This is a genomic window from Janthinobacterium kochi (genome assembly GCF_051380715.1).
Taxonomy (GTDB): Bacteria; Pseudomonadota; Gammaproteobacteria; order Burkholderiales; family Burkholderiaceae_D; genus Janthinobacterium.
On the sequence record NZ_JBNYXO010000023.1, the window covers coordinates 26,306 to 49,776 of the forward strand.

Below are 23,471 nucleotides of genomic sequence, written 5' to 3' on the forward strand. Positions count from 1 at the left end.
CAATAAACACAACATACGGTGTTTTTATGAAGGTTATCCACTAAATGTAGTGCAGTCAAAGGTGGCGTGCAAGCGATTCGCGTATCCTTGATCCAGGTGAAAAAACCACCTCAACCGGTTTTGTTCCAGCGCGTTTCGCGCAGGATCAGCCAGCTCGCGCAAAAGAACGCGGCGCCACAGGCGGCGATGCTGGCGACGGAGGCGGGCAGCACGTGGGCCCAGATTTCCAGCGGCGTATAGGTGCTCCAGCTGGCCACGCGCGCATCGAAGGTGACGTAGTTCGCCAGCAGCCAGTAGATGGCCAGCAGGCCCGTACAGATGGCGGCCTGACGCAGCAGCGGCAGTTGGCGGCGCGCGAACACGGCCAGCAGGAACAGCAGCAGCACGCCCGGATAGGCGCCCAGCACTTCCGGCGACAGCACGGAGATGGTACCTGCGTCATAGCCATCGGCCGGGCCGGCCCACTGCACTTGCAGCGCGGTGAGGAACAGGGTCAGAAGGAAAATTAGCAGCGGTTTGCGAGTCATGGTGGGCACTTAAACAGGAGGAAAGATGGGCATGTTACAGCCAGGTCAAGCAAGTTGAAGGTGCGCCAGCCATGCATGCATTCCTTCACCTGCGTCAAGGACTGGGCAGCATGGGCGGGGCTATAGTCTGCCCCCTGAGCCGATACAGGACTGTGAACATCATGATGCTTGAATCTACCCCCGCCACCCGCGTGGCCGGACCGCTGGAACTGGTCTGCCCCGCCGGCAGCCTGCCTGCCCTGAAAGCGGCCGTCGACAATGGCGCCGATACCGTTTACCTGGGCTTTCGCGACGCCACCAATGCGCGCAATTTCGCCGGCCTCAATTTTGACGAGAAGGCCATCGCCGAGGGCGTGCGCTATGCCCACCAGTACGGACGCAAGGTGCTGCTGGCGCTGAACACCTATCCGCAGCCGCACAACTGGGCCGTGTGGCGCAGCGCCATCGACCGCGCGGCGCAAGCGGGCATCGACGCCATGATCGTTGCCGATCCGGGCCTGATGGCCTATGCGGCCCAGCACCAGCCGCAGCTGCGCCTGCACCTGTCCGTGCAGGGCTCGGCCACCAACTACGAAGCCATCAATTTTTACCATGAACACTTCGGCATCGCCCGCGCCGTGCTGCCGCGCGTGCTGTCGATGGCGCAGGTGGAACAACTGATAGCCAAGACGGAAGTCGAGATCGAGGTCTTCGGTTTCGGCAGCCTGTGCGTGATGGTAGAAGGGCGTTGCGCCTTGTCGTCGTATGCGACGGGCGAGGCGCCGAACACCCACGGCGTGTGCTCGCCAGCGAAATCCGTGCGCTGGCTGGAAACGCCGAACGGCCTGGAGTCGCGCCTGAACGGCGTGCTGATCGACCGCTACGCGCCCGGCGAAAACGCCAGCTATCCCACCCTGTGCAAGGGCCGTTTCGAAGTCAACGACGAAGAGTATTACGCGATCGAGGAGCCGGCCAGCCTGAATACCTTGGCGCTGCTGCCGCAACTGATCGCCATGGGCGTGCGTGCCGTGAAAATCGAAGGGCGCCAGCGCAGTCCCGCCTACGTGGCGCAGGTCACGCGCGTGTGGCGCGAAGCGATCGACGCCTGCCGCGAAGGCAAAGCGCGCTACGCCGTCAAGCCGGGCTGGATGGCGGCCATGGACAAGCTGGCCGAGGGCCAGCAGCACACTTTAGGCGCTTACCATCGCTCCTGGAAATAGCAAAACCTACTGCGCGTCCCGGGGCGCGGCCTGCGATGCTCACCGTGCTTGAGCACGGCTGCGCTTCTCGGCCTCGCCGCGAGCCGCTCGCTACGGTTTTGTAACTTAAAAAATACTGGAAAAGGCATGCTAAAACTATCGTTGGGTCCTTTGCTGTACTACTGGCCGCGCGCCACCGTCTTCGAGTTTTACCAGCAGATCGCCGGCACCGCCGTCGATATCGTGTATCTGGGCGAAACCGTGTGCTCGCGCCGGCATGAGGTGCGCCTGGCCGACTGGCTCGATATCGCCGACATGCTGGCCGCTGCCGGCAAGGAAGTGGTGCTGTCGACGCAGGCGCTGATCGAGGCGGGCGCCGAACTGGCGACCCTGCGCCGCATCACGGGCAATGGCCGCTATACGGTCGAGGCCAACGACATGGGCGCCGTGCACTGCATGGAAAAGGGCGCGCCCTTCGTCGCCGGCCCCCATTTGAACCTGTTCAATGGCCCCAGCCTGCAACTGCTGGGGCGCCTGGGTGCGCGGCGCTGGGTGATGCCGCTGGAAATGGGGCAGACGGCGTTGGCCGAGATGCAGCGCCAGAAACCGGAAGGGCTGGAGACGGAAGTGTTCGCCTATGGCCGCATGCCGCTGGCGTTTTCCGCGCGCTGCTTCACGGCGCGCAACCGCAATCTGCCGAAGGACGATTGCGGCTACAGCTGCCTGGAAGAACCGGACGGCCTGCTGCTGCGCACGCGCGACGAAGTGCCCTTCCTCGTACTGAATGGCACGCAGACGCAGTCGGCGCTGGTCTACAACCTGGTGCGCGAACTCGACGCCATGCGCGACATGGGCGTGGCGGTGGCGCGCATCAGCCCGCAGGCCATGCATACGGAACAAGTCATCGCCATCTTCGACCGCGCCCGCCGCGGCCAGGTCAGCGGCGTTGGCGCTCAGGCCCAGCTGGCAGCCTGCCAGCCGGCCGGTGCCTGCGACGGCTACTGGCACGGCCAGCCCGGCATGGAACAGCACGCCGCTCATTGAACGCATCGAAAGGAAGCATCATGCAAGATCAATTGGAAAGATTGCCCGTCCCGGCCAAGCCCGCCATGAGCAAACCCGCCATGTCGTACCGGCTGCCCCAACCGCTGGCCGAATTGCTGTCCAAGCTGCCGCCGTATCCCGCCTCCTGGCTGTTCGTGCAAGGCTTGAACCGCTTGCTGGCGCCGCAATTGCCCGACGATGTGCGGCGCAGCCTGGAGGGGCGCAGCCTGCGCCTGCGCTTGCTCGATGCGGGCATCGCCTTCGATTTCGAGTGGCAGGGCACGGTGTTCGTGGCCGAGCGCTATGTGGACGTGCCGGACTTGTGCATCGCCGCCAGCGTGCATGACCTGATGCTGCTGGCGCGGCGCCAGGAAGATCCGGACACGCTGTTCTTCAGCCGTCGTTTGAGCCTGGAAGGCGATACGGAGCTGGGCCTGTTGTTCAAGAATACGCTCGACGCCATCGAGCTGCCGCCGTTCGATTTACAGGCGCTGGGACCGCGCCGCGTGCTGGCGCATCTGCGCGACCGGGGCGCGCGGGAAGGCTGAGCGGAGCAGGGGGGGAGAAGGGCTGGAGCAGGCGTTCAGTGGCGGCAGTGGCCGCAGGCGCCGCTGCAGGACGGCAGTTGTTCCTCATCGGAGGCCTCGCCCATGAAGCCGGCGTCGTTGACGGCCGCCAGCAGGCGTTCCTGCGTGGCCAGCCGTTCGTCAAATTGCACCGTGGCGCCGTGGCGCGCCAGCGAGACGCACACGGTGGCCACGCCCGTGACGGCTTCGAGCGCGCCCGTCAGCCTGTCGGCGCAGCCTTCGTGATCCATACCGATGATATTCAAGCGCGCTGTTTGCATGGGTTCCTCTTGTCTTTCAAATAAAAAAACAGCGTAGGCGAGAGGCGCGCATGCCGTCCAGAGCAGCACGCAAGATTTATTTTCTATGTGCGTTTTTATTGATCTGGATTAATTTACTCTCTCCGGGGCAGTCTGGAACTGCTGTTGTTTTATACACTGTTTCCTTATTCCAGTCGACAAGTGTGGCGTGCTGCGCGATACTGTCATTCTGATAAGAACGCTGATGAAAGCGCTGGAAAGGAGGGGCCATGCAACGCCGCCCCCTGCTCATGCTTGCCGGCCTGTGGCCATTGGGCGCGGCCGCCGGCACGCCGTTGCCGCTCGTGTATCCGCGCCATCAGGCACTCAATGATCCGCAGCAAGGTTACGTGACGGCTTTGCTGCAACTGGCGCTGGCGCGTGCGGGCCAGGCGTATGCATTGCGCCGTTCCGAACTGCGCATGGTGCAGACGCGCGCCATGCAGGAAATCGCCACCGCGTCGGGCAGCGTTGATGTCGTGTGGGCCATGACGAGCCGCGCGCGCGAAACGCAATTGCTGCCGGTGCGCATCCCGATCGACCGTGGCTTGATCGGCTGGCGCGTGGCGCTGATCCAGGCGCGCCAGCCGCAGTTGCTGCGCGCCGTGCGCAGCATCGCCGCCCTGGCGCGGCTGTCTGCCGGCCAGATGCGCGACTGGCCCGACTCCGCCATCCTGCAAGCGAATGGCTTGCGCCTCGATACCTCGAGTACCTACGAAGGCCTGTTCCAGCAACTGGCGGCGGGGCGCATCGATTACTTTCCCCGTTCCGTGATCGAGGCGCAAAGCGAGCTGGCCAGCCACGCGCAATTGCCGCTGGCGCTCGACACCCACCTGGTCATCCGCTACCCGGCCGCGCTGTACTTTTTTGTCGGCAGGCACCGGCCGGAACTGGCACGCCACATTGAAATCGGACTGGAAACCATGCTCGCCGATGGCAGTTTCGCGCAGCTGTTCCAGCGTCATTTCGGGCGCCTCGCGCAGGGTCTGAAGCTGTCCCATCGGTATGTATTGGAGCTGGCCAATCCCGACTTGCCGGAGGAGACGCCGCTGGCGCGCAAGGCACTCTGGTATCGTCAGAATTATTATTAGTGGTTTTTTTATCGGTGTCAGATTGGAAATGGCAGGCCACTTTATTCTCAAGCTGTAAGCGCCCGTGCTGCTGGACCGAGAGTCAAGGCTTTTTCCTCGTCACCCCCAGCAATCTTCCCTCCGTCAAGATCGATGACGAGACGCTGGAATACATCGCCAAGATCATCAAGAAGCGCCCGGACCTGATCATCCTGACCGATGACGTGTATGGCACGTTTGCCGATAATTTCGTTTCGCTGTTCGCCATTTGCCCGTTCAACTCCATCCTCGTATATTCGTTCTCGAAATACTGCTGCGTGACGTGCTGTTCCGCCTGGCCGAGGAATCGGGCGTCAAGAAGGCGATGCAGCAAGTCGGTAGCCGCTTACTCTGAGTCAAACGGGTGCCCCGCAAGAGGCGTCCGTTTTTGGGTGGCAGCCGCAGTAACCAATAGTGCAGCCTGGAATGGACATCCGTGGATATAATTGCTATTGTGAAAGTATAAACATGGCAACCCCGTGCTTTCCCCTCATTCATTGACTGGACGCTACATGGGCAGATTGCAAGGACACTTATCATTATTGCTGGCGGGCGCGCTGGGCGCGGCCATGCCCGCCCTAGCGGAACCGCTGACATTCAACGAAGCGCTGCAGCAAGCGGCCAAGGCTTCGGGCGCCGTGCAAGGCGCCGCGCTCGACGTGCGCGCAAAAACACTGAAGGCCGAAGCCTTGTCGAATATCGACGGCCCATCCGTGGACTTGACGGCGTTTCGCGGCCGCTTGTCGACCGATTTGAGTATCGATACGAGCGGCCTGGCCGGCGTGGTGGGCGGCATCGAATCGGTGCTGCCACCGATTCCCGGTTTGCCCACGCCGCACATTCCCAATTCCCTGAACCGTGAAGTGGTGACGGACCTGACCTCGTTCGGTTTGCTGGGCATGTGGCCCATCTACACGGGCGGGCGCCTCGATGCCGTCAAAGGCCTCGCTTCCAGCCTCACCCTGGCCGCCCAGGCCGAGCACACGGAAGCGCAAGAACAGCTGGCCACCCTGGTGGCGCAGCGCTATTTCCAGTTGTTGCTGGCCAAGCGGGTGGTGGCCGTGCGGGCCGAAGTGACGGCCGGCGTGACGCAGCACCAGCGCGATGCGGCCAAGCTTGAAAAGGGTGGCCTGATTTCGCGCGCGGAACGCCTGCGTGCCGACGTGGCACTGGACAGCGCCCGTAGCGAGGAAGCGCAGGCGCGCAGCGACGAAGAAATCGCGCAAGTGGCGCTCGATCATTTGCTCGCCGTCAATACGCAAGTGCGTCCCAGCACACCGCTGTTCGTCAACAGCTTGCCGGTCGGGACCTTGCAATCGTTCATCAGCACGGGCATGCGCGAAAATGCGAACTGGAAAAAGATCGACAGCAAGCGCGTGCAGGCTGAGCAAGCCTTGAAGCTGCACGGCAAGGAATACGCGCCCACCGTCTTTGCCATCGGTAACTACAATTTGAATCGCGGCAGTGAAAAGCTTGTGCGCTCGAACTGGGCCATCGGCCTGGTCGTGTCCGTGCCCCTGGTGCACCGCATCAATACAGGCAAGATGATCGCCGCCGCGAAGCTCGACCAGGAGCGGGTGGAAGTGGTGGCGCGCCAGGCCGAGCGCGATATTCCCACCCTGATCGAAAAGAACTGGCGCGCGCTGGAAAACGCCCGCATCCAGTACCTGTCCACGGCCTCGTCGGTGGAACTGGCACGTGAAAATATCCGCTTGCAAACAGTGGCTTTCCAGCAAGGGCAAGTGACGTCGCTGGAAGTGGTCGACGCGCGCCTGAACCTGGCCAAGGTCGAGACCCAGCGCGCGCAGACCGCCTATAACTATGTGATGGGGCTGGCGCAATTGCTGGAAGCGACGGGCGAGACGCAGCGCCTGGGCAGCCTGGCGGCCGCGGCCGATATCCAATTACCTGTGGACACCAAATAATGAGTACTTCCAAAAAACCCTTGGCCATAGTCGCCGCCGTCATCGTGCTAGCCTTCGTGGGCTGGGGCCTGTACCAGGCGTTCCAGCCGCAGCGCCTGCCTTTGCAGGGACAGATGGATGCGCAGGAAGTCAATGTCTCGTCGAAAGTGCCGGGCAGGGTGGGCGAGCTGTACGTCAAGCTGGGCCAGACGGTGCCGAAAGGCCAGCTGCTGTTCCAGCTGACGAGCCCGGAAGTGGACGCGAAGATCGCGCAAGCGACGGCCGCTACGCAGGCAGCCGATGCCGTGGCGCAAAAGGCGCAAGCCGGTGCGCGTCCGGAAGAAGTCGCCGCCGCGAAAGCCAATTGGGAACGGGCGCAAACGGGCGCCACCATCGCCAAGACGACGTACACCCGCGTCAACAATATGTTCGAGCAAGGCGTGATCGCCCAGCAGAAACGTGACGAGGCGCAAGCGCAATGGCGCGCCGCCGACCAGCTGGCGCAAGCTGCCCGGGCGCAATATGACATGGCGCAAAAAGGCGCCCGTCCCGAGGACAAGACGGCCGCCGCCGCCCAGGCGCGCCAGGTGGGCGCCGTGCTGACGGAAGCGCAGATCGCCCTGGCCGAAACGAAGATCGCCGCGCCCGTGGCCGGGCAGGTCAGCAAGATCCAGATACAGCCCGGTGAACTGGCGCCGCAAGGCTTTCCCGTGATTACCCTGGTGAACCTCGATGACGCCTGGGCCGTGCTGCAAGTGCGCGAAGATGAAATGGCCGCGTTTGCCATGGGCAGCACGCACACGGCCAACGTGCCGGCGCTGAAACAGCAAGTGAGCTTCAAGGTCAGCTCCGTGGCCGTGTTGCCCGATTTTGCCACATGGCGTGCGGCCCGTCCGGGCGGCACGGACTTGCGCACGTTTGAAATCCGCTTGCGTCCGGCCATCAAGGTCGATGGCTTGCGTCCGGGCATGTCGGTCGTGTTTCCGCCGCTCTGATACGCGATGAACGAAGCGGATAAAGGCCCGGTTTCTACGCTGGCACGCGAGTGGCGGCGGCTGCGCGGCGACTTCTGGGACTTCGGCATGCTCAGCTGGATTCCGGTGGTGCTGTGCGGCATGTTGTGGCTGGTATTTTCCGCCGGCATCGCGCGCGACTTGCCCATCGTCGTCATCGATAACGATAATTCCGCCTTGTCGCGCCAGCTCACGCGCTGGCTCGACGCCTCGCCAGGCATCGAGGTGGCGGCGAAAGTGGCGTCCAGCGACGAAGCCCTGCATCGCTTGCGCGAACGCACGGCGTTTGGCTATCTGCTCATTCCCGGCGATTTCGAACAGAAACTGCTGGGCGGCCGCCAAGCCACCGTGCAATGGCTGTACAACGCGCAGTTCTCCTCGCACGCGGGCGCCCTGTTGCGCGACGTGCGCACGGTCAGCACGACCTTGTCGGCCGGCATCGAGATGACGGCGCGGGTGAAAAAGGGCATGTCGGGCGTGCAGGCGGCGGCCCAGTTCGAACCGATCCGCACGACACTGAACAGTTTGTACAATGAAAACACCAGCTATGAAGCGTTTTTGACCCTGGCCCTGATGCCCGCCATGCTGCAGATTTTCATCGTCGTCGCCGTCGTCACGAGCATCGGGCGTGAATTGCGCGACGGCACCGTGCCCCAATGGCTGGCCTCGGCCAACGGCAGCTGGCTGCGCGCCGTCGGCGCCAAGCTGCTGTTTCCCCTGATTGCCTACAGTGCGCTGGCGCTGCTGTACTTGCTGTTTTTCAGCCTGGTGCGGGACTGGGCCGTGGCGGGCAGCTTGCCGGCCTTGCTGCTGAGCATGTTGCTGCTGGTGCTCGCCTACTGCGGCCTGGCCACCTTGCTGATCGCCGCCACCTTGTCCCTGCGCCTGGCCCTGTCGGGCGCGGCCTTCATCACGGCGCCGGCCTTCGCGTTTGCGGGCCAGGCCTTTCCCTTGATGGCCATGCCGGCGCCGGCCCGCGCCTGGGCGGAAGCCTTGCCGCTCACGCATTATCTGCAGCTGCAAACCAAATACTGGCTGGCCGGCGCGCCGTGGCGCTATGGCGTGCAGGAAATGCTGATATTGGCCGGCTTTGCCATCGGCTGCGGCGCCGTGGGCGTATTCCTGCTGGCGCGCCGCGCGAATGCGCCTGCCGCCTGGGGGCGTGCATGATGTGGCAATCCTTCCTCGCCACTTGGCGCGCCATGCTGACGGACAAGGGCGCGTTGACCTTGCTGTTCATCGGCGGCATCATCTATTCCTTCTTCTATCCGTTGCCGTACTCGACGGAAATCGTCCAGCGCGTGCCCGTGGCGGTCGTCGACCAGGACCGCAGCGCCATGTCGCGCCAGCTGACGCGCTTCGCCATGGCCCATCCTTCATTGCAGGTCGTGGCAGTCACGCCGGACTTGCCCGTCGCGCAAGATTTGCTGTGGCGCGACAAGGTCATGGGTGTACTGATCCTTCCCGACGGCTTGCAGACGGACGTGCTGGCTGGCCGCGCTGCCCACGCGCAGGTGGCGGGCAATGGCTTGTATCTGATGCTCAACAAGGTGGCCTTGAACGGCCTGGCCGAAGTGGTGGGCACCGTGTCGGCCGGTATTGAGCTCAAGCGTTTGGGCGCGGGCACGCCATCCACCCTCCAGGCCAACCAGCAGCGCGCGCCCATCGCCTTTGATGCCGTGCCCCTGTTTAACGTCAAGGAAGGCTATGGCGCGTATGTCGTGCCAGGAGTGGCCACTCTCATTGTGCAGCAGACCTTGTTGATCGGCATGACCATGCTGTTCGGCACCTGGTACCTGCGCAAGAGCTTTCCGATAGCGGGCCGGCGCACGGCGGGCGGCTATGCGGGCATGCTGCTGGCGTTTGCCTGCGTGGCGTTCCTCAACTGCTGCTATTTCTTCGGTTTCGTCTTCTGGTTCCAGGATTACCCGCGTGGCGGCAACTTCGGCGGCATGCTCTTGCTGCTGGTGCTGTTCTCGCTGGCGGAAGCGGCCTTCGGCATGCTGCTGGGCATGCTGTTCCGCACGCGCGAACGGGGCACGCAGCTGATGATCGCCACCTCGATGCCGGTGCTGTTCCTGGCGGGCCTGACCTGGCCAGTGTCGTCCATGCCCGTCGTGCTGCAATGGCTGCGCTGGCTGCTGCCATCGACGGCCGGCATCCAGGGTTTTGTTGCGCTTAATCAAATGGGCGCTTCGCTGTATGAAATCCGCCACGAAGTGGCAGGCTTGCTGGCCTTGCTGATCGCGTGCGTGGCGCTGGGTTGGTGGCGCTGGCGCAAGCTGGAGGAAACGGTTGTTGATTTGAACAAGGCGTAATGGGAACGATATGCAATAATTTCGTACCCGGGGTCAGACCCGCCGGGTATGACCCCATTTAAAGTAAACGAACCATGTCTCCTTTCAACCTGTTCCAGCGCGTCTCCCAGGCCCCCACCAAACCCAAGTCCGCGCCCGTTGCGCGGCAGTTCGACGTGGCGGACCTGTACCAGGGCCCCATCGCGCTGGGAGCAGAAGGCGAGGCGCAAGCGCGTCCTTTCGATGAAAAGCTGCGCCAGGCCTATTTCTGGATCGTCAACCACGCCATCATCAGCCCCCATTACGATATCGAGTACAACGATGGCCCGTCGCAGACGTACTCCGTGGGCGACAGCCGCCGCACCCTGAATCTGCCGTCGGCGCAAAGCTATTCCAGTTTTATCTTACTGCCGCTGCTGACGTTTGCCACGCGCCGCAAATGCCTGTTCGTCGGCGGGCCGGGACGGGGCAAGACGGCCAGCGCCTTGCTGATGGGCGTGCTGGCCGGGTCCACCGTCAAGGAGGTGAAACGCGCCATGCAGCACGGCCACCCGCAAATGACGGTGGCCGACTTGCTTGGCAACCCGCTGCCGGCGGACCTGGTGAACGCGCAAAGCATGGACGATATCCGCATCGCCTGGCGCGCCTGGCTGGGCATGCGCGTGAAGATTGTCGATGAATACAACCGCATCCCCACGCGCACGCAAAGCGCGCTGCTGACCGTCATGGGCGACAATTACGCGGAAGTGCTGAACCATATTTACGAGTGCCCGGAAGCAGCCTGGTATCTGACGGCCAACGACGACCAGGGTGGCGGCACCTATCAGGTGATCGAAGCGCTGCGCGACCGGGTCGACGTGACGGTGCAGGCGCTGGCCTTCAATCCGCGCTTCCTGAACGAGTTGCTGCTGCGCGTGGAAGAAAACGTGCGCCCCGAAGAGCTGGTGCCGCCCGAGATCATCTTCACGGAAGGCGAGGTGGATCAAATAGGCGTAGCGATCCGACAGGTAGGCATACCCGACGCCGTGCGCCGGCGCCTGGAATTTTTCGCCAGCCAGTTCGAGCTGTTCGAGACGGCCGGTGGCCAGTTCGAATACATGACCAAGGATACGGCCCGCCTGGCCGGTGCCGACCGTGGCGCCGCGCAGGCGGCCGACAATGGGCGCGACCGTTTGAAGGACCTCGGTTGCCAGACCTTGAATGGCATCTCCGTGCGCACCCTGATGGCGCTCATGATCTACGCCAAGGCCATGGCGTATTTTCGCGGGAACGGTGAAGTGGAGCTGGAAGACTTGCGCCAGGTGCTGCCCTTCGTCCTGCACAACAAGCTGCAGCCGGACCCGGACGCGCCATTCTTCGCGCTGCCGGAAAACGCCGCTTACCGCAGCGACAGGCTGGGCTGGCTGCGCCGTTTGTTCGATTTGTCCAACGATGAATTCAACCGCCTGGACCTGGACCGCGATGACCCTGTGGGCGTGCTGTCCGCCGAATTCGACCTGGGCCTCGATGGCGTCAGCGAGCGCGAAACCCTGGCGCGCCTGAACCGCATCGAAAAGCTGATTGGCGAACGCACGAAGGGTAGAAAACTGTATGGCCCCCTGTACGACGATTTGCTGAAACTCAAATACCTGCATCAGCGCTATACGAATTACCGCAGTTGGCTGCGTTCGCAATGAGTGTCCTGCATTGTCAAGGCTTCCTGGAAGCGCTGGCTCTACTGAATAGTGAAGCCAGCGACCTGTGTGCGAGCTACGAGTTGCAGCGCCTGCCCGATGCGCCGGACCTCGCCACGGCGCTGGGCTTGCGCGTCGAAGATTACGCCTTGCACGTCATCGTACCCGCACGCGACTTGCCGGCAGCCCTGTGGCACCTCCATGCGGCGCCGTGCGGGCGCGCGCACCTGGAGCAAGTGTGCCAGCGCTGGTTTTTCTCGTCGCGGCACATGCAGGCGGCGCCACCCGGGCGCTTTCGCGCGCAGCTGGTGGCCGCGTTCCTCGAGTCGCTCGACGATGCGCTGGGTGGATTTTCCCTGTACGCCGTGACGATGACGCCGCCTTCCGGTTTCTGGTATGCGATTCATTGGGACGAGATTGCCTTCGAATCAGGGAACGAACGCTATCTGCTGCACTTCTCGCACAGCGACTGACAGGCCGCGATGATCTCTCCTGCCTTTGCCTCGATACTCGCCAGCGGCCGCGCCCAGTTCAATGTGCGCGCTGTGGAAGCGCGCCGGCGCTTTCCCTCGCTCGACATGGCCGCCTTCGGTGCCTTCTTGCACGACAGCGTCGATCCGCTCGTGGTGGCCGTGGCCGCCGCTGCGCCCGAGCGCGTGGGCGGCGTCACCCTGGCCGCCTATGACATGGCTTTGGCGCTGGTGGGCCATGGCCTGGCCGGTCCGGCGGCGAAAAATCCCTTCCTCAACACCGTCTGGCGCGAACTGGCGCCGCAGTTTGCTCCGCTGCTGGCCACCGCCCCCGTCGAGCTGCTGGGCATGCTGAGCAACGCTGCCATCCACCTTTGCACCGTGGCGGGAGCGCGGCCCGCGCAGTGGCAGCAGGAGCTGGCCGCCGTGGCGCCGCAAGTCGGCAGCGTCGTGCAGCTGCGTGCCGTGGGCCAGGTGCTGGCCTGGCGCGCCGGCGTCGCGCATTTCCGCCTGGGCGCGCTGGCCGCCGCCGACACTTTGCCACAAGCGCTGGCGCTGGCCGCCTTTGGCGAGCCGGGCGCGCAATGGCCGCAGGTGCGTGCGCAGTTGCTGGACTATCCCTGGCGCGGCAATGCCGATGGCCGGGAGTTTGGCGCATTCACTGGCCTGGGCGGCAACTTCGCCACGCCGCCGCAAGTGCGCGCCACAAAGGACGGTTTTATCGTGCGCAGCGGCGAACGCCATTATCTGCTGGTGGCCGATGCCTATGGCGCCGTGCTGCATGGCGCCACGGCGCAGGAGTTTGAGCAGGCGAATGCCGAGATGCCATCGGCCGTGCGTCTCGAAGGGACGACCGTGCATATCGGCGCGCGCAGCATCGCGCTCGACCTGCCTGCCGGCGACATCACCATCGCCGCGAATGCGCATACGCTGGCCATCACCTCGCCCTGGACGCACGCGATCCGCCTGCTGCCGCTCGCATGAAGAAGGACGCCGACACCGCCCTGATCGACGCCTGGCGCGCCGCTTGGCCCGAGGCACTGGCCGTGTGGAGCAAATTTACGCGCTTGCGCGACCCGAGCCTGTGCGCCAGCCATGTTCAGGCCAGCAAACAAGGCCTGTCCGGCAGCTTCGCCATGATCCGTTTGCTGGACCAGAGCGTGGTGGTGGACTTGCCGCTGGTGACGGAGCTGGGCCTGGACGACTATGCGCTGGAAGTGCTCGCCCATGAAATCGGCCACCACATCCTCGCGCCGGGCAGCGCCAGCGACCAGTTTCGCCTGCTGGCGCGCATGCGCCGCGCCTTGCCCACCCTGGAGCAGCACGCGCCCATGGTGGCCAACCTGTACACGGACCTGTTCATCAATGACCGTTTGCAGCGCCAGGCGAACCTGCGCATGGCCGACATCTACCGCAAGCTGCAGCAGGGGCGCACGGCGCAAGCTGACGCTAAAAGCGGTGGCGTGTGGACCTTGTACATGCGCATCTATGAAAACCTGTGGCAGCTGGAAAAGGGCGAGCTGGGTGGCGCCAATGTGGATGAGCGCCTGGACACGGATGCCTGGCTGGGCGCGCGCCTGATACGCGTGTATGCGAACGACTGGATGCTGGCGGCGGGCCGCTTCGCCACCTTGCTGCTGCCTTACCTGGTCGAGGATACGGACGCTTTGAGCCCGAGCCGCTATCTGCAGGACACGCGCGACGCTGCCCGCGGCTGCCAGACGTATGGCGCGCAGCAGATCGAGGATGACGAAGAGGGCGGCGCCATCCACCCGGTGCACGACAAGCGCATATCCGGCCTTGATGGCGAAGAGCCGCAAGCCGAGGCGCCGGCCAGGCCGGGTGGTGGCCAGTTGCGCGAACCGTTCGAGCTGGGCGATATATTGAAGGCCTCGGGCGTGGACTTGAGCGACCATGAAATTGCCATACGCTACTACCGCGAACGGGCCTTGCCGCACCTGGTGGCGTTTCCTTCGCGCCCCGCGCCCGAATCGCAGGAGCCGCAGATGGAAGGGCTGGAACCATGGGAAATCGGCGACCCGCTGGAAGACATCGACTGGCTGCAGTCCGTGATGCAGTCGCCCCGGCCCGTGCCGGGCGTGACCACCGTGCGCCGCGTGTATGGCCGCGAACCGGCGCGCACCAGCGACGCCGTGCCCGTCGACCTGGACATGTACGTGGACAGTTCCGGCTCCATGCCGAACCCGCAGGCGCATACTTCGTTCCTGACGCTGGCTGGCGCCGTCATCGCCTTGTCCGCCCTGCGCGCGGGCGCGAAAGTGCAGGTGACTCTGTGGAGTGGCAAGAACGAGGTGATGCAGACACCGGGTTTCTTGCGCGATGAAGACTTGATCCTGGGGGTGCTGACGGAATTTTTCGGCGGCGGCACCTGTTTCCCCATCCACCGCCTGCGTCAGACCTATGCGGCCAGGCGCGAACGGCCCGCGCACATCTTGATGATTTCTGACGATGGCATCACCACCATGTTCGACAAGGATGAACTGGGCAACAGCGGCTGGGATGTTTCCGCCAAGGCGCTGGCCCAGGGCGGCGCGGGCGGTACCATGGCCCTGAACCTGGAGCACAACTGGGATGGCGCGGCCAGCCACAAGTGGCTGCAGAAAACCTATGACGATTTAAAACGCGCGCGCCGCGAACAGGGCTGGGATATCCACGCCGTCGAGCGTTACGAGGACTTGCTGGACTTTGCGCGGGCGTTCAGCCGGCGCCACTATGTTTAAATCCGGGGTCAGACCCGCCGGGTCTGACCCCAGCCTTTGCTTTTTGGGCTAAATTTGCACATCACTGTATAAGAAAAGGCCCATGAATATCTCTGGTCCCCACCTTGAAACCTTAACCCACCGCCTGGCCGACACACCCGTCGAATTCCTCGCCGAGCCGCGCATCGCCGGCGTCGCCAACGCGCAGGCCGTGGCGGTTACCGCGCTGGTCAACGATATTTTGCTGCTGCATGGCGCGCGCGCGCCGGCCGCGTCCCTGCAGGGTTTTATCGGCGCGCAGGTGAAGGCGGACCGCAACCGGCTGGCGCTGACCATGATCCTGTGCTGGCTGCTGGCCGACGACTGGTTCACCGGCCAGCAGTTGCCGCAACCAGCCTTGTTGCAGGTACTGGGCGAGGCGGCGCGCGAACTGGCTGCCGCCACGCCGGCCCACCAGTTCACGCAAGACCCGGAGCGGCGCGAGGAACTGGCGCGCATCGTGCTGGCGCGTCTGGGCTTTCGGCCCCGCGAAGAAAGCGTGGCGCAGGCCACGGACCGGTTGTCTGCCATCAGCGGCACGGAACGGCGCCGCCTGCTCGAAGCGAGCCGGCTGGCCGAGCAGCGCGCGCGGGAAATCCGCGAGGCGCTGGCGAAAAAGGCGGCCGAGGAATCGGCCGACAAGTGGTCGCGCGAATGACGCTCGCTGGCAAAGCTGATGTCAATCTGCCCGGCGGCGCCTGGGAATCGGACCTCGATTACTGTCCCACCCTGACGCCGGTGGGCGCGCGCATGCTGGAAAAACTGCGCAGCCATCCTGCGGCGCCCCAGTACCGCAACCGCAGCGGCAACAAGCTGTTGGCCGCAGAGGTCGAGGCACTGCGCGCCTATGAACAGGAAGTCATGCAGGCGGTAGTCGCTTGGAGTGCCGCCGCGCCCCCGCCCTGGCTGGCGGAGTTTCTCTGGACCGTCTACGCCACGGTGCCGTACTACCGCGCCTGCGGTTCGCCGCCTTCTCGCCTGGCGGACGTGGCGCCCATCAGCCGCGCCGAGCTGGCGCACGATATCGCCGCTTTCGTGCCCGACGATGCGGACCTGGCGCGCATGATCAATTTCCAGACCACGGGCACCACGGGCCACCCGCTGCTGATCGCTTCGCACCCGCTGGTGGCAGGGCGCTACCTGGCTTTCCACAAGCGCGCGCTGCGCCGCTTCGGCGTCACCCTGCGTCATGGCGAGGGCCAGGTGGGCGTGATGCTGCTGGGGCACCAGCGCCGCTGCTTCACCTATGTCTCCGTCACCCCGACGATGCACGAATCGGGCCTGGCGAAGATCAATCTGCACCCGGACGACTGGCGTCAAGCTGAAGACCGCGCACGCTACCTGGACGCCATGGCGCCCGAGCTGATCGCGGGCGACCCCATCTCGTTTGCCGAGCTGCTGACCCTGCGCATGACGCACAAGCCGGCCGCGCTGCTGTCGGTCTCGATGATGCTCTTGCCCGGCATGCGCGCGCGCCTGGAACAGCGTTTCGGCTGTCCCGTGCTCGACATCTATTCGCTCAATGAAGTGGGACCGGTGGCCGTCTACGACGAGCAGGCGGGTGGCCACGTGCTGCTGCAGCACCGCTTGTATGTGGAAATCCTCGATAGTGCGGGCCAGCCCGTGCCGGAGGGCGCACGCGGCGAAATCACGGTGACGGGCGGTTTTAACTTTTGCCTGCCCCTGGTGCGCTATCGCACGGGCGACTACGCCTCGCTGGCGCATGGCCCGCACGGTCCCGTGCTGGTGGGCCTGGCGGGCCGCAGTCCCTTGCGCTACAGGACGATCAACGGCGAATGGATCAACAATATCGATATCACGCATGCCTTGAAACCGCTGGCCATCGCCCTGTTCGGCGTGCACCAGCATGGCGATGGCGCCATTGCGCTGCGCCTGGCGCCGGGCGCCATGCCGCAGGCTGACCGGGCGCGTACCTTGCTCGCGCCTTTTTTCGGCGCCATCACGGTCGAGACTTTGCTGGCGGAAGACAAGATCATTCAATACACCTCGGATTTGCGGGAAGCAGTGGCATGAACCTTTATAAACGCGGCCTCGTGGTGGGCAAATTCTGTCCGCTGCATCTGGGCCACGAACTGTTGATCAAGCGTGCGCGAGACGCTTGCGAAGAATTGCTGGTGGTTAGCTACACCAGGCCTGAATTTCCCGGCCTGGAGCCGGCGCGCCGGGAAACCTGGCTGCACGCGCAATTTCCGCAGGCGCACATCGTCGTGCTGGACGAGGCGCGCCTGGCCGCCCTGTGCGCGGCGCGCGGCGTGCCTGCGCGTCCGCTGCCGCACAACGACGACGAGGGCGACGCGCATCGCCATTTCATGGGCTGGCTGTGCTGGACGGTGCTGACGCTACCCGTCGATGCTGTGTTCAGCAGCGAGGATTACGGTCCCGGCTTTGCGCAGGTGCTGGAACGGCATTATGCCGCTGGCCCGGTGGCGCATGTCAGCGTGGATCAGGCGAGAACGCTGGTGCCCGTGTCCGGAACGCGGGTCAGGCAAGACCCGCAGGCGCACAGCGCCTTCCTGTCGCCCGTCGTGCGCGCCGACTTTGTCACGCGGGTGTGCGTGCTGGGGGGCGAATCGAGCGGCAAGACGACCCTGGCGGCCGCGCTGGCAGCGCATTTCGATACCGGCTGGGTGGCCGAATATGGCCGCGAGCTGTGGGAAAGCCAGGATGGCGTATTGAACTATGACGATCTGCTGAAAATCGGCCGGGAACAGCTGCGCCGCGAGGCGCAGGCGCTATTGGCGGCGCGGCGCTGGCTGTTTTGCGATACCTCGCCCATGACCACGTACTTTTACTGCGTCGAGATGTTCGGCAAGGCCGAGCAAGAATTGGCGCAGCTGGCCGAGCATCGCTACGACTTGGTGCTGCTGTGCGCGCCCGACTTCCCCTTCATCCAGGATGGTACCCGCCGCGACGAGGATTTCCGTGCGCGCCAGCATGCGTGGTACAGGGACGAGCTGGCGCGGCGGCGGATCGCATTTATCAATGTGTCAGGTGCGGTGGACGAGCGGGTCAGGCAGGTGGCGCAGTTATTGGCGGAGCGTAATCCGACATGACCGCGACAGCGGCCGCACGGGAATGCATATCTCGCAAGAGAATTCTCCGCTGGCCGGGTCCATCGCCGTGGGGGCGGAAAAGCGCTCGAAGCAGGCTGTCGGCGTGCACCGTGTTGTCGACCATCTGCAATGCCTGGAACGGCACCATCATTTCATAATCTTCTGCAAAATCGCCCGTCAAAAAACAAGATTTTTTCGCTGCCACGTGGTTTTCCTGCGAAAGTGTCTACTCCACGCCGCCCCGGCCGTGGCGTTGTCATCCCTCCTGCCTGGCAAGACGGCCCGGTACGGCAGACGCGGGGGAGTAGTGGGATCGGAATTAAGATTTATAGTTGTACAGCAGTGCCGCCAGGACGGCGCCCAGCAGCGGGCCGATGACCGGCACCCAGGCATAGCGCCAATCGCTGTCGCGCTTGCCCGGGATGGGCAGGATCGCGTGCATGATGCGTGGACCGAAGTCACGTGCCGGGCTCATCGCGTAACCCGTGGTGCCGCCGAGCGACACGCCGATGCCCAGCACCAGCAGGGCGACGGGCAAGGCACTCATGGCGCCCAGTCCGAAGCTTGGCGCCGCCATGTTCAACACGGCAAACACGAGAACGAAGGTGGCGATCATTTCGGCGGCCAGGCTGCCGAAGGTGCCCCGGATCGCCGGGCCGGTGCAAAAGACTGCCAGTTTGGTGTCGCCATCGGGGGTGGCCTCGAAGTGCTTGTAGTAGATGACCCATACCAGAAACGCCCCCATCATGCCACCGAGCATCTGCATGGCGACATAGGCGGGAACCTGTGTCCAGGGGAATTTCCCGACTACTGCCAGTGCCACGGTCACTACCGGATTGAGGTGGCCGCCGCTGGCGGCGGCGGTACACAGCACGGCGACAAACACCGCCATCGCCCAGCCGATGGCGATCACGATCAGGCCGCTGTTATGGCCCTTGGTTTTTTGCAAGATGACGTTGGCGACCACGCCATTGCCCAGCAGGACGAGCAAAGTGGTGCCGATGAATTCGGCGAATAAGGGATGCATGTGAAGCTTCCAGTGAAATGTGGAGGATGGGCGCCTGACGGATCAGACCGCATCGGCCCAGGCTTTGCTGGCGTTGACCGCACGCTGCCATCCCTGTATGTGGGCCTTCACTGTGTTCGCGTCGAGCGCCGGCGTGAAACGGCGGTCCAGTTTCCATTGGTCCTGTATGTCGCTGACATCCTTCCAGTAGCCGACCGCCAGGCCAGCCAGATACGCCGCGCCCAAAGCCGTCGTTTCGGTGATTTGCGGGCGCACCACGTCGACGCCGAGCAGGTCCGATTGGAATTGCATCAACAAATCGTTGGCCACCGCGCCGCCATCGACGCGCAATTCGGTGATCTTGCCGCCCAGGTCGGCTTCCATTGCCTTCAATACATCCAGCGACTGGTAGGCGATGCTGTCGAGCGCAGCGCGCGCGATGTGGGCCGACGTGGTGCCGCGCGTCACGCCGAACAGCGTGCCGCGGGCGCGCGGATTCCAATGCGGTGCGCCGAGTCCGGCGAAGGCCGGCACCAGATAGACGCCGTCGCCATGCGGCACCGAGCGTGCCAGCGCCTCGATTTCAGCGGCGCTCTTGATGATGCCGAGTCCGTCGCGCAGCCATTGCACGACCGCGCCGCCGATGAAAATGCTGCCTTCGAGCGCGTAGTTGACTTGCTCGCCGATCTGCCACGCGATCGTGGTGACGAGATTGTTCTTCGATTCAATCGGTTTGTCGCCCGTGTTCATCACCAGGAAGCAACCTGTGCCGTAGGTGTTCTTGACCATGCCTGGCTTGGTGCACATCTGGCCGAACAGCGCCGCGTGCTGGTCGCCGGCGATGCCGGCCAGCGGCACCGCGGAGGCAAACAAGGTGGTTTTGGTGGTGCCGTAGACGGCCGAAGACGGATGGACTTCAGGCAGCATGCTGCGCGGGATATTCATCATGGCCAGCAACTCGTCGTCCCAGTCCAGCGTGTGGATGTTGAACAGCATGGTGCGCGAGGCGTTGGTGACATCGGTGACGTGCATTCCTTGCTGTGTGAGATTCCACACCAGCCAGCTGTCGACAGTGCCGAAGGCGAGCTTGCCCTGGTTGGCGCGTTCGCGCGTTCCTGGAACATTGTCGAGTATCCAGCGGATCTTGGTTGCGGAGAAATACGAATCGATCGGCAAACCGGTTTTTTCCCGCACGATGGCTTCGAGGCCGCGGCCTTTCAGTTCATCGCAGAAATTGGCCGTGCGGCGGTCTTGCCAGACGATGGCGTTGTATACCGGGCGGCCCGTCTCGCGGTCCCAGACGATGGTCGTTTCGCGCTGGTTGGTGATGCCGATGGCGGCGATCGATGCGCCATTCAGTCCCGCGTGTGTGACGGCTTCGGCGGCGACGCCGGCCTGCGTCGACCAGATATCCTGTGGGTCATGCTCTACCCAACCCGGCTGCGGATAAATTTGCGGGAATTCCTTTTGTGCTACCGAGACGATGTTGCCGGCCCGATCAAACAACACCGCGCGCGAGCTTGTCGTTCCCTGATCGAGCGCAAGAATGTATTGGTCCTTCATCGCCATCTTCTGCATGTATTCTCTCCGTCTATAGTTGATTTTTTTTGCCTGTCTTTGCCGCGCCGGTCACTCGGTAAAACTGTCATCCCGTGTCCATGGAGATGGCCCAGGCAAGGCAAAGCTGCCTGGCTCTCAGGCTTGTTTTTTCAAGCGCTCATCTCAGGCATCGACATCTGTCTGATCCATTCCTCCAGACGCGCCACATGCCGCGGCTGGCAGTACAAGCCGCATTTGGTTCTGCGCCAAAGGATGTCTTCGGCACAGCGCGCCCATTCCACCTCAAACAGATAGCGCGCTTCCTGTTCGTACACGCCGGGCGTCAGTTCCTCGCCCAGATCCGTCATCTTCTTTGCCGTGCCGAGCATGCGCCTGGCGCGGGTGCCGTAACAGCGCGCATAACGCTGCGCCAGCTTGCCCGGCAGCCATGGGTATTGGGCGTGCAGTTGTTGTGCAAAGCGTTCGAAGTCGATGTTCTCAACCAGTGCGCCCGCATGCTGCAGGTCGCCGCCCGGCAACGGTGCCGAGGCGGTCCAGTCCGGCGCATCGCGGCCCAGGCGCGGCTGCAGCATGGCCAGCGCTTCTTCCGACAGTTTCCGGTAAGTGGTGATCTTGCCACCCCAGATATTGAGGAAGGGGGCGGTGTTCGGGTCGCATTCGAGCAGGTAGTCGCGCGTCACCGCCGAGGCGTTTTGCGCGCTGTCGTCGAGCAGCGGCCGCACGCCGGAATAGGTCCAGACCACGTCGCCCGGTGCAATCTGTTTGGTGAAGTAACGGTTGGCCACCTCGCACAGGTAGCTCACTTCGCCGTCGCTGATCGTCACCTTGCCGGGCGCGCCGGTGTATTCGAGGTCGGTGGTGCCGATCAGGGTGAACTCGTCCTGATAGGGAATGGCGAAGATGATGCGTTTGTCCTGGTTTTGGAAAATATAGGCGTAAGGATGATCGAACAGGCGCGGCACGATGATGTGGCTGCCCTTGACCAGCCGCAGGCCGTGCGTATTGCTCACGCCCGAGGCAGCGTTGGCGAATTGCGCGGTCCAGGGGCCGGCGGCATTCACGATGGCGCGCGCAGTCACCTCGATGCGGCCATGCTGCTCGCTCTCCAGCGTGGCGTGCCAGCCCCGGCCTTCCTGGCGTACCGACGCGCAGCGGGTGCGGGTCAGAATGTTGGCGCCGCGTTCGCTGGCGTCCAGCGCATTGAGCACCACCAGTCGCGCATCGTCCACCCAACCGTCGGAGTACACGAAGCCCTTGCGGAAATCGCCTTTCAGCGGCCTGCCCGCCACGTGCTGGCGCAGTGACACACCTTCCGAGGCTGGCAGGAAAGCGCGTCGCGCCAGATGATCATACAAGAACAGTCCGGCACGGATCATCCAGGCGGGCCGTTGTCCGGCATCGTGAGGCATGACGAAGCGCAGCGGCCACATGATGTGCGGTGCAGTGCGCAACAGCAATTCGCGTTCCTGCAAGGCCTTGCGCACCAGCTTGAATTCGTAATACTCAAGATAGCGCAGGCCGCCGTGTATCAGTTTTGTGCTGGCCGAGGAGGTGTGCTGGGCCAGATCGTGCTGCTCGCACAGGATGACGCGCAAACCGCGGCCGGCCGCATCGCGCGCGATACCGACGCCATTGATGCCGCCGCCGACGATTAAAAGATCACAGTCCTGTTGCGCTAGCTGCTTGATTATCGATTGCATCATGATCCTGGAGGTGGTGATAGGCCGCTATGGGCTACAAAAAGTGCATGGTTTCAGCTTGTTTTTTCATCCGGCCACGCAGTCGCTACCATGCGCCTGCCTGCCATTGCCATGAGCGCATCCAAGCGTTCATGCGAACAGGAAGCAAAATGCGCTGAAGCGAAGAATAACGCGCTTTTTTTCATTATTCTACGCACGTTCGAAAATTTAACAACACATAATTATTCTTTTTTGTTCGTTTTGGTTCGTTTTAGCGGCACAATTCCACGCCATCATCCATTTCGCGCGCTGGCGGATGTGCGTTTGCTGGCGCGCTGTATCGGGGGGCATGCCGTCCACGGGCGAGCATGTCGGCCATGAGCGGCGGCGCTTGGGCCAACTGCTCGCCACTTGCCTGGAGCATGAGGGGGGCTGATCATCGACAAGTATGGCAGTGTGGAAATGGTTGCTCTCGCAGCGCCGACCAGTTGCAGCATTGGAAGCGGACACAGCTTAAATGCGCTGAAAATCTGTCTTGACCGATGGGGTCACTTTAGTTGGTGTCATCGAGCGTCGCCGCACAAATGAACAACTGGCCCGGGCGTTTGCAAGCTCCAAAAAAAATGCCGTCCAGTCTTAACTGAACGGCATTCGCTTGCAGGCGGCGATTTTCAGCGATGGCGGTCCGGGGACTGCCATGTGAAATCAGCGATTATTTAAACTTGTAGCGTGCGTTCAAGTAAATATAACGGCCGACGATATCGTTCATCGAGTTGACATAGGTATCGACATACGCACTGTTCGAGTACACGGTGCCTTTATCGAACATGTTGTTGACGCCGACACTCACATCCAGGTCTTTGACGGGCTTGAAGTGGATATTCATGTCCCACACCGTGTACGCGCCAATACGGTTGTTGGTAATGGCGGCGTTCTGCAGTTTCGTCGGATCGTCAATATTCTTCGTGCTGGAGCGGGTACGGGCGGTCAGGGCCACTTCGTTGCTATTGCGCTCGAAGCCGATGCGCAGCGTGTTCGACCATTTTGGATGGTTAGTGCCGTCCCGGCGGTCGGTTGGCTCGCTGCCCGGCGCGATGCTTTGCTCGTATTTCAAGTTGTAGCTATTGGACTCACGCAGTTTCACGGTGCCGTATTCACCCACTTTGAAGGAGTACTTCACATCCAGATCCAGACCTTTGAGGTGTACTGTCAATAGCGGACACTCTTGTTTCAAGCCACCCGTGGCTGTTTGCTGAATTTCTCAGCGAACAACGCGGGCGGAACATTGCCAAGGCGCGAATGGCGTCGCTGGC

Annotated in this window: 22 protein-coding genes and 2 pseudogenes; 17 read left to right on the forward strand and 7 right to left on the reverse strand. The window is 63.2% G+C overall.

What is annotated here, in order from left to right:
* Nucleotides 1-110: 110 nt before the first annotated feature.
* Nucleotides 111-527 carry a hypothetical protein gene (locus tag ACQ4WL_RS26840; RefSeq protein WP_096234812.1) on the reverse strand — a complete coding sequence of 139 codons (417 nt, stop codon included), beginning with the start codon at nt 525-527 and terminating at the stop codon, nt 111-113.
* Between the two features lie 161 nt (nt 528-688).
* Between ACQ4WL_RS26840 and ubiU the strand changes: the two genes are divergently transcribed.
* From ubiU to ubiT, 3 genes are all read left to right on the forward strand, one after another.
* Nucleotides 689-1,726, forward strand: coding sequence for a ubiquinone anaerobic biosynthesis protein UbiU (ubiU, locus tag ACQ4WL_RS26845; RefSeq protein WP_436512678.1), 1,038 nt, complete (start codon nt 689-691; stop codon nt 1,724-1,726).
* 126 nt (nt 1,727-1,852) lie between these two features.
* The gene (gene ubiV / locus ACQ4WL_RS26850) at nt 1,853-2,749 is read left to right on the forward strand and encodes a ubiquinone anaerobic biosynthesis protein UbiV (RefSeq protein WP_436512680.1); all 897 of its coding nucleotides are present in this window, start codon (nt 1,853-1,855) and stop codon (nt 2,747-2,749) included.
* Between the two features lie 20 nt (nt 2,750-2,769).
* Nucleotides 2,770-3,297 carry a ubiquinone anaerobic biosynthesis accessory factor UbiT gene (ubiT, locus tag ACQ4WL_RS26855; protein ID WP_436512682.1) on the forward strand — a complete coding sequence of 176 codons (528 nt, stop codon included), beginning with the start codon at nt 2,770-2,772 and terminating at the stop codon, nt 3,295-3,297.
* A 35-nt stretch (nt 3,298-3,332) separates the two neighbouring features.
* Here ubiT and ACQ4WL_RS26860 read toward each other — a convergent pair whose 3' ends face one another.
* Nucleotides 3,333-3,596, reverse strand: a complete 264-nt coding sequence (locus ACQ4WL_RS26860; RefSeq protein ID WP_071078113.1) for a heavy-metal-associated domain-containing protein — start codon at nt 3,594-3,596, stop codon at nt 3,333-3,335.
* A gap of 248 nt (nt 3,597-3,844) precedes the next feature.
* On the opposite strand from ACQ4WL_RS26860, the gene ACQ4WL_RS26865 reads away from it, so the two are divergent.
* From ACQ4WL_RS26865 to ACQ4WL_RS26925, 13 genes and pseudogenes are all read left to right on the forward strand, one after another.
* On the forward strand, nt 3,845-4,705 hold the full coding sequence (locus tag ACQ4WL_RS26865; protein ID WP_436512684.1) for a substrate-binding periplasmic protein: 861 nt from the start codon (nt 3,845-3,847) through the stop codon (nt 4,703-4,705).
* An 86-nt stretch (nt 4,706-4,791) separates the two neighbouring features.
* Nucleotides 4,792-4,995: pseudogene (locus ACQ4WL_RS26870) on the forward strand (bifunctional aspartate transaminase/aspartate 4-decarboxylase); the annotation flags it as partial.
* Between the two features lie 240 nt (nt 4,996-5,235).
* Complete coding sequence (locus ACQ4WL_RS26875; RefSeq protein WP_436512686.1) at nt 5,236-6,648, forward strand: TolC family protein; 1,413 nt, start codon at nt 5,236-5,238, stop codon at nt 6,646-6,648.
* Complete coding sequence (locus ACQ4WL_RS26880; RefSeq protein ID WP_436512688.1) at nt 6,648-7,622, forward strand: HlyD family secretion protein; 975 nt, start codon at nt 6,648-6,650, stop codon at nt 7,620-7,622. The genes ACQ4WL_RS26875 and ACQ4WL_RS26880 overlap by 1 nt, the downstream gene beginning before the upstream one ends.
* A gap of 6 nt (nt 7,623-7,628) precedes the next feature.
* Nucleotides 7,629-8,810 carry an ABC transporter permease gene (locus ACQ4WL_RS26885; RefSeq protein WP_436512690.1) on the forward strand — a complete coding sequence of 394 codons (1,182 nt, stop codon included), beginning with the start codon at nt 7,629-7,631 and terminating at the stop codon, nt 8,808-8,810.
* Nucleotides 8,807-9,958, forward strand: a complete 1,152-nt coding sequence (locus tag ACQ4WL_RS26890) for an ABC transporter permease (RefSeq protein WP_436512691.1) — start codon at nt 8,807-8,809, stop codon at nt 9,956-9,958. Before ACQ4WL_RS26885 ends, ACQ4WL_RS26890 begins: the two co-directional genes overlap by 4 nt.
* Before the next feature lie 74 nt (nt 9,959-10,032).
* Nucleotides 10,033-11,613 carry an AAA family ATPase gene (locus ACQ4WL_RS26895; protein WP_436512693.1) on the forward strand — a complete coding sequence of 527 codons (1,581 nt, stop codon included), beginning with the start codon at nt 10,033-10,035 and terminating at the stop codon, nt 11,611-11,613.
* A complete protein-coding gene (locus ACQ4WL_RS26900) occupies nt 11,610-12,083 on the forward strand; it encodes a hypothetical protein (RefSeq protein ID WP_436512694.1) in 474 nt (157 codons plus the stop codon). Before ACQ4WL_RS26895 ends, ACQ4WL_RS26900 begins: the two co-directional genes overlap by 4 nt.
* A 9-nt stretch (nt 12,084-12,092) precedes the next feature.
* Nucleotides 12,093-13,064, forward strand: coding sequence for a hypothetical protein (locus ACQ4WL_RS26905; RefSeq protein ID WP_436512696.1), 972 nt, complete (start codon nt 12,093-12,095; stop codon nt 13,062-13,064).
* Nucleotides 13,061-14,821, forward strand: coding sequence for a vWA domain-containing protein (locus tag ACQ4WL_RS26910; protein WP_436512698.1), 1,761 nt, complete (start codon nt 13,061-13,063; stop codon nt 14,819-14,821). The genes ACQ4WL_RS26905 and ACQ4WL_RS26910 overlap by 4 nt, the downstream gene beginning before the upstream one ends.
* A gap of 82 nt (nt 14,822-14,903) precedes the next feature.
* Nucleotides 14,904-15,497, forward strand: a complete 594-nt coding sequence (locus ACQ4WL_RS26915) for a hypothetical protein (RefSeq protein WP_436512700.1) — start codon at nt 14,904-14,906, stop codon at nt 15,495-15,497.
* Nucleotides 15,494-16,873 (forward strand): phenylacetate--CoA ligase family protein, encoded by a 1,380-nt coding sequence (locus ACQ4WL_RS26920; protein WP_436512702.1) that lies wholly within the window; start codon nt 15,494-15,496, stop codon nt 16,871-16,873. The genes ACQ4WL_RS26915 and ACQ4WL_RS26920 overlap by 4 nt, the downstream gene beginning before the upstream one ends.
* Nucleotides 16,870-17,913 carry an AAA family ATPase gene (locus tag ACQ4WL_RS26925; protein ID WP_436512703.1) on the forward strand — a complete coding sequence of 348 codons (1,044 nt, stop codon included), beginning with the start codon at nt 16,870-16,872 and terminating at the stop codon, nt 17,911-17,913. The genes ACQ4WL_RS26920 and ACQ4WL_RS26925 overlap by 4 nt, the downstream gene beginning before the upstream one ends.
* A 100-nt stretch (nt 17,914-18,013) precedes the next feature.
* Here ACQ4WL_RS26925 and ACQ4WL_RS26930 read toward each other — a convergent pair.
* The 4 genes and pseudogenes from ACQ4WL_RS26930 to glpD form a co-directional block, all read right to left on the reverse strand.
* Nucleotides 18,014-18,118, reverse strand: a pseudogene (locus tag ACQ4WL_RS26930) (protease); the annotation flags it as partial.
* Nucleotides 18,119-18,232: 114 nt separating this feature from the next.
* Entirely contained in the window at nt 18,233-18,940 is a 708-nt protein-coding gene (locus ACQ4WL_RS26935) for an MIP/aquaporin family protein (protein WP_436512705.1), read from the reverse strand.
* A 42-nt stretch (nt 18,941-18,982) separates the two neighbouring features.
* Nucleotides 18,983-20,482: a glycerol kinase GlpK gene (gene glpK / locus ACQ4WL_RS26940; RefSeq protein ID WP_436512713.1), complete on the reverse strand. Its 1,500-nt coding sequence runs from the start codon at nt 20,480-20,482 to the stop codon at nt 18,983-18,985.
* A 146-nt stretch (nt 20,483-20,628) separates the two neighbouring features.
* Entirely contained in the window at nt 20,629-22,182 is a 1,554-nt protein-coding gene (gene glpD / locus ACQ4WL_RS26945) for a glycerol-3-phosphate dehydrogenase (RefSeq protein ID WP_436512707.1), read from the reverse strand.
* A gap of 87 nt (nt 22,183-22,269) precedes the next feature.
* Here glpD and ACQ4WL_RS26950 point away from each other — a divergent pair, with 87 nt between their 5' ends.
* A complete protein-coding gene (locus ACQ4WL_RS26950) occupies nt 22,270-22,539 on the forward strand; it encodes a hypothetical protein (protein WP_436512709.1) in 270 nt (89 codons plus the stop codon).
* Nucleotides 22,540-22,870: 331 nt separating this feature from the next.
* On the opposite strand, the gene ACQ4WL_RS26955 is transcribed toward ACQ4WL_RS26950, so the two are convergent.
* Nucleotides 22,871-23,392, reverse strand: coding sequence for a TonB-dependent receptor domain-containing protein (locus ACQ4WL_RS26955; RefSeq protein ID WP_436512710.1), 522 nt, complete (start codon nt 23,390-23,392; stop codon nt 22,871-22,873).
* Between the last annotated feature and the right edge of the window lie 79 nt (nt 23,393-23,471).

Coding starts and splice junctions, on each gene's coding strand:
- glpK (WP_436512713.1), bottom strand. CDS start 20,482: ATGAAGGACCAATACATTCTTGCGCTCGATCAGGGAACGACAAGCTCG.
- ACQ4WL_RS26895 (WP_436512693.1), top strand. CDS start 10,033: ATGTCTCCTTTCAACCTGTTCCAGCGCGTCTCCCAGGCCCCCACCAAA.
- ACQ4WL_RS26890 (WP_436512691.1), top strand. CDS start 8,807: ATGATGTGGCAATCCTTCCTCGCCACTTGGCGCGCCATGCTGACGGAC.
- ACQ4WL_RS26905 (WP_436512696.1), top strand. CDS start 12,093: ATGATCTCTCCTGCCTTTGCCTCGATACTCGCCAGCGGCCGCGCCCAG.
- ubiV (WP_436512680.1), top strand. CDS start 1,853: ATGCTAAAACTATCGTTGGGTCCTTTGCTGTACTACTGGCCGCGCGCC.
- ACQ4WL_RS26865 (WP_436512684.1), top strand. CDS start 3,845: ATGCAACGCCGCCCCCTGCTCATGCTTGCCGGCCTGTGGCCATTGGGC.
- ACQ4WL_RS26860 (WP_071078113.1), bottom strand. CDS start 3,596: ATGCAAACAGCGCGCTTGAATATCATCGGTATGGATCACGAAGGCTGC.
- ACQ4WL_RS26950 (WP_436512709.1), top strand. CDS start 22,270: ATGCGCCTGCCTGCCATTGCCATGAGCGCATCCAAGCGTTCATGCGAA.
- glpD (WP_436512707.1), bottom strand. CDS start 22,182: ATGATGCAATCGATAATCAAGCAGCTAGCGCAACAGGACTGTGATCTT.
- ubiT (WP_436512682.1), top strand. CDS start 2,770: ATGCAAGATCAATTGGAAAGATTGCCCGTCCCGGCCAAGCCCGCCATG.
- ACQ4WL_RS26900 (WP_436512694.1), top strand. CDS start 11,610: ATGAGTGTCCTGCATTGTCAAGGCTTCCTGGAAGCGCTGGCTCTACTG.
- ACQ4WL_RS26920 (WP_436512702.1), top strand. CDS start 15,494: ATGACGCTCGCTGGCAAAGCTGATGTCAATCTGCCCGGCGGCGCCTGG.
- ACQ4WL_RS26935 (WP_436512705.1), bottom strand. CDS start 18,940: ATGCATCCCTTATTCGCCGAATTCATCGGCACCACTTTGCTCGTCCTG.
- ACQ4WL_RS26910 (WP_436512698.1), top strand. CDS start 13,061: ATGAAGAAGGACGCCGACACCGCCCTGATCGACGCCTGGCGCGCCGCT.
- ubiU (WP_436512678.1), top strand. CDS start 689: ATGATGCTTGAATCTACCCCCGCCACCCGCGTGGCCGGACCGCTGGAA.
- ACQ4WL_RS26885 (WP_436512690.1), top strand. CDS start 7,629: ATGAACGAAGCGGATAAAGGCCCGGTTTCTACGCTGGCACGCGAGTGG.
- ACQ4WL_RS26840 (WP_096234812.1), bottom strand. CDS start 527: ATGACTCGCAAACCGCTGCTAATTTTCCTTCTGACCCTGTTCCTCACC.
- ACQ4WL_RS26880 (WP_436512688.1), top strand. CDS start 6,648: ATGAGTACTTCCAAAAAACCCTTGGCCATAGTCGCCGCCGTCATCGTG.
- ACQ4WL_RS26925 (WP_436512703.1), top strand. CDS start 16,870: ATGAACCTTTATAAACGCGGCCTCGTGGTGGGCAAATTCTGTCCGCTG.
- ACQ4WL_RS26915 (WP_436512700.1), top strand. CDS start 14,904: ATGAATATCTCTGGTCCCCACCTTGAAACCTTAACCCACCGCCTGGCC.
- ACQ4WL_RS26875 (WP_436512686.1), top strand. CDS start 5,236: ATGGGCAGATTGCAAGGACACTTATCATTATTGCTGGCGGGCGCGCTG.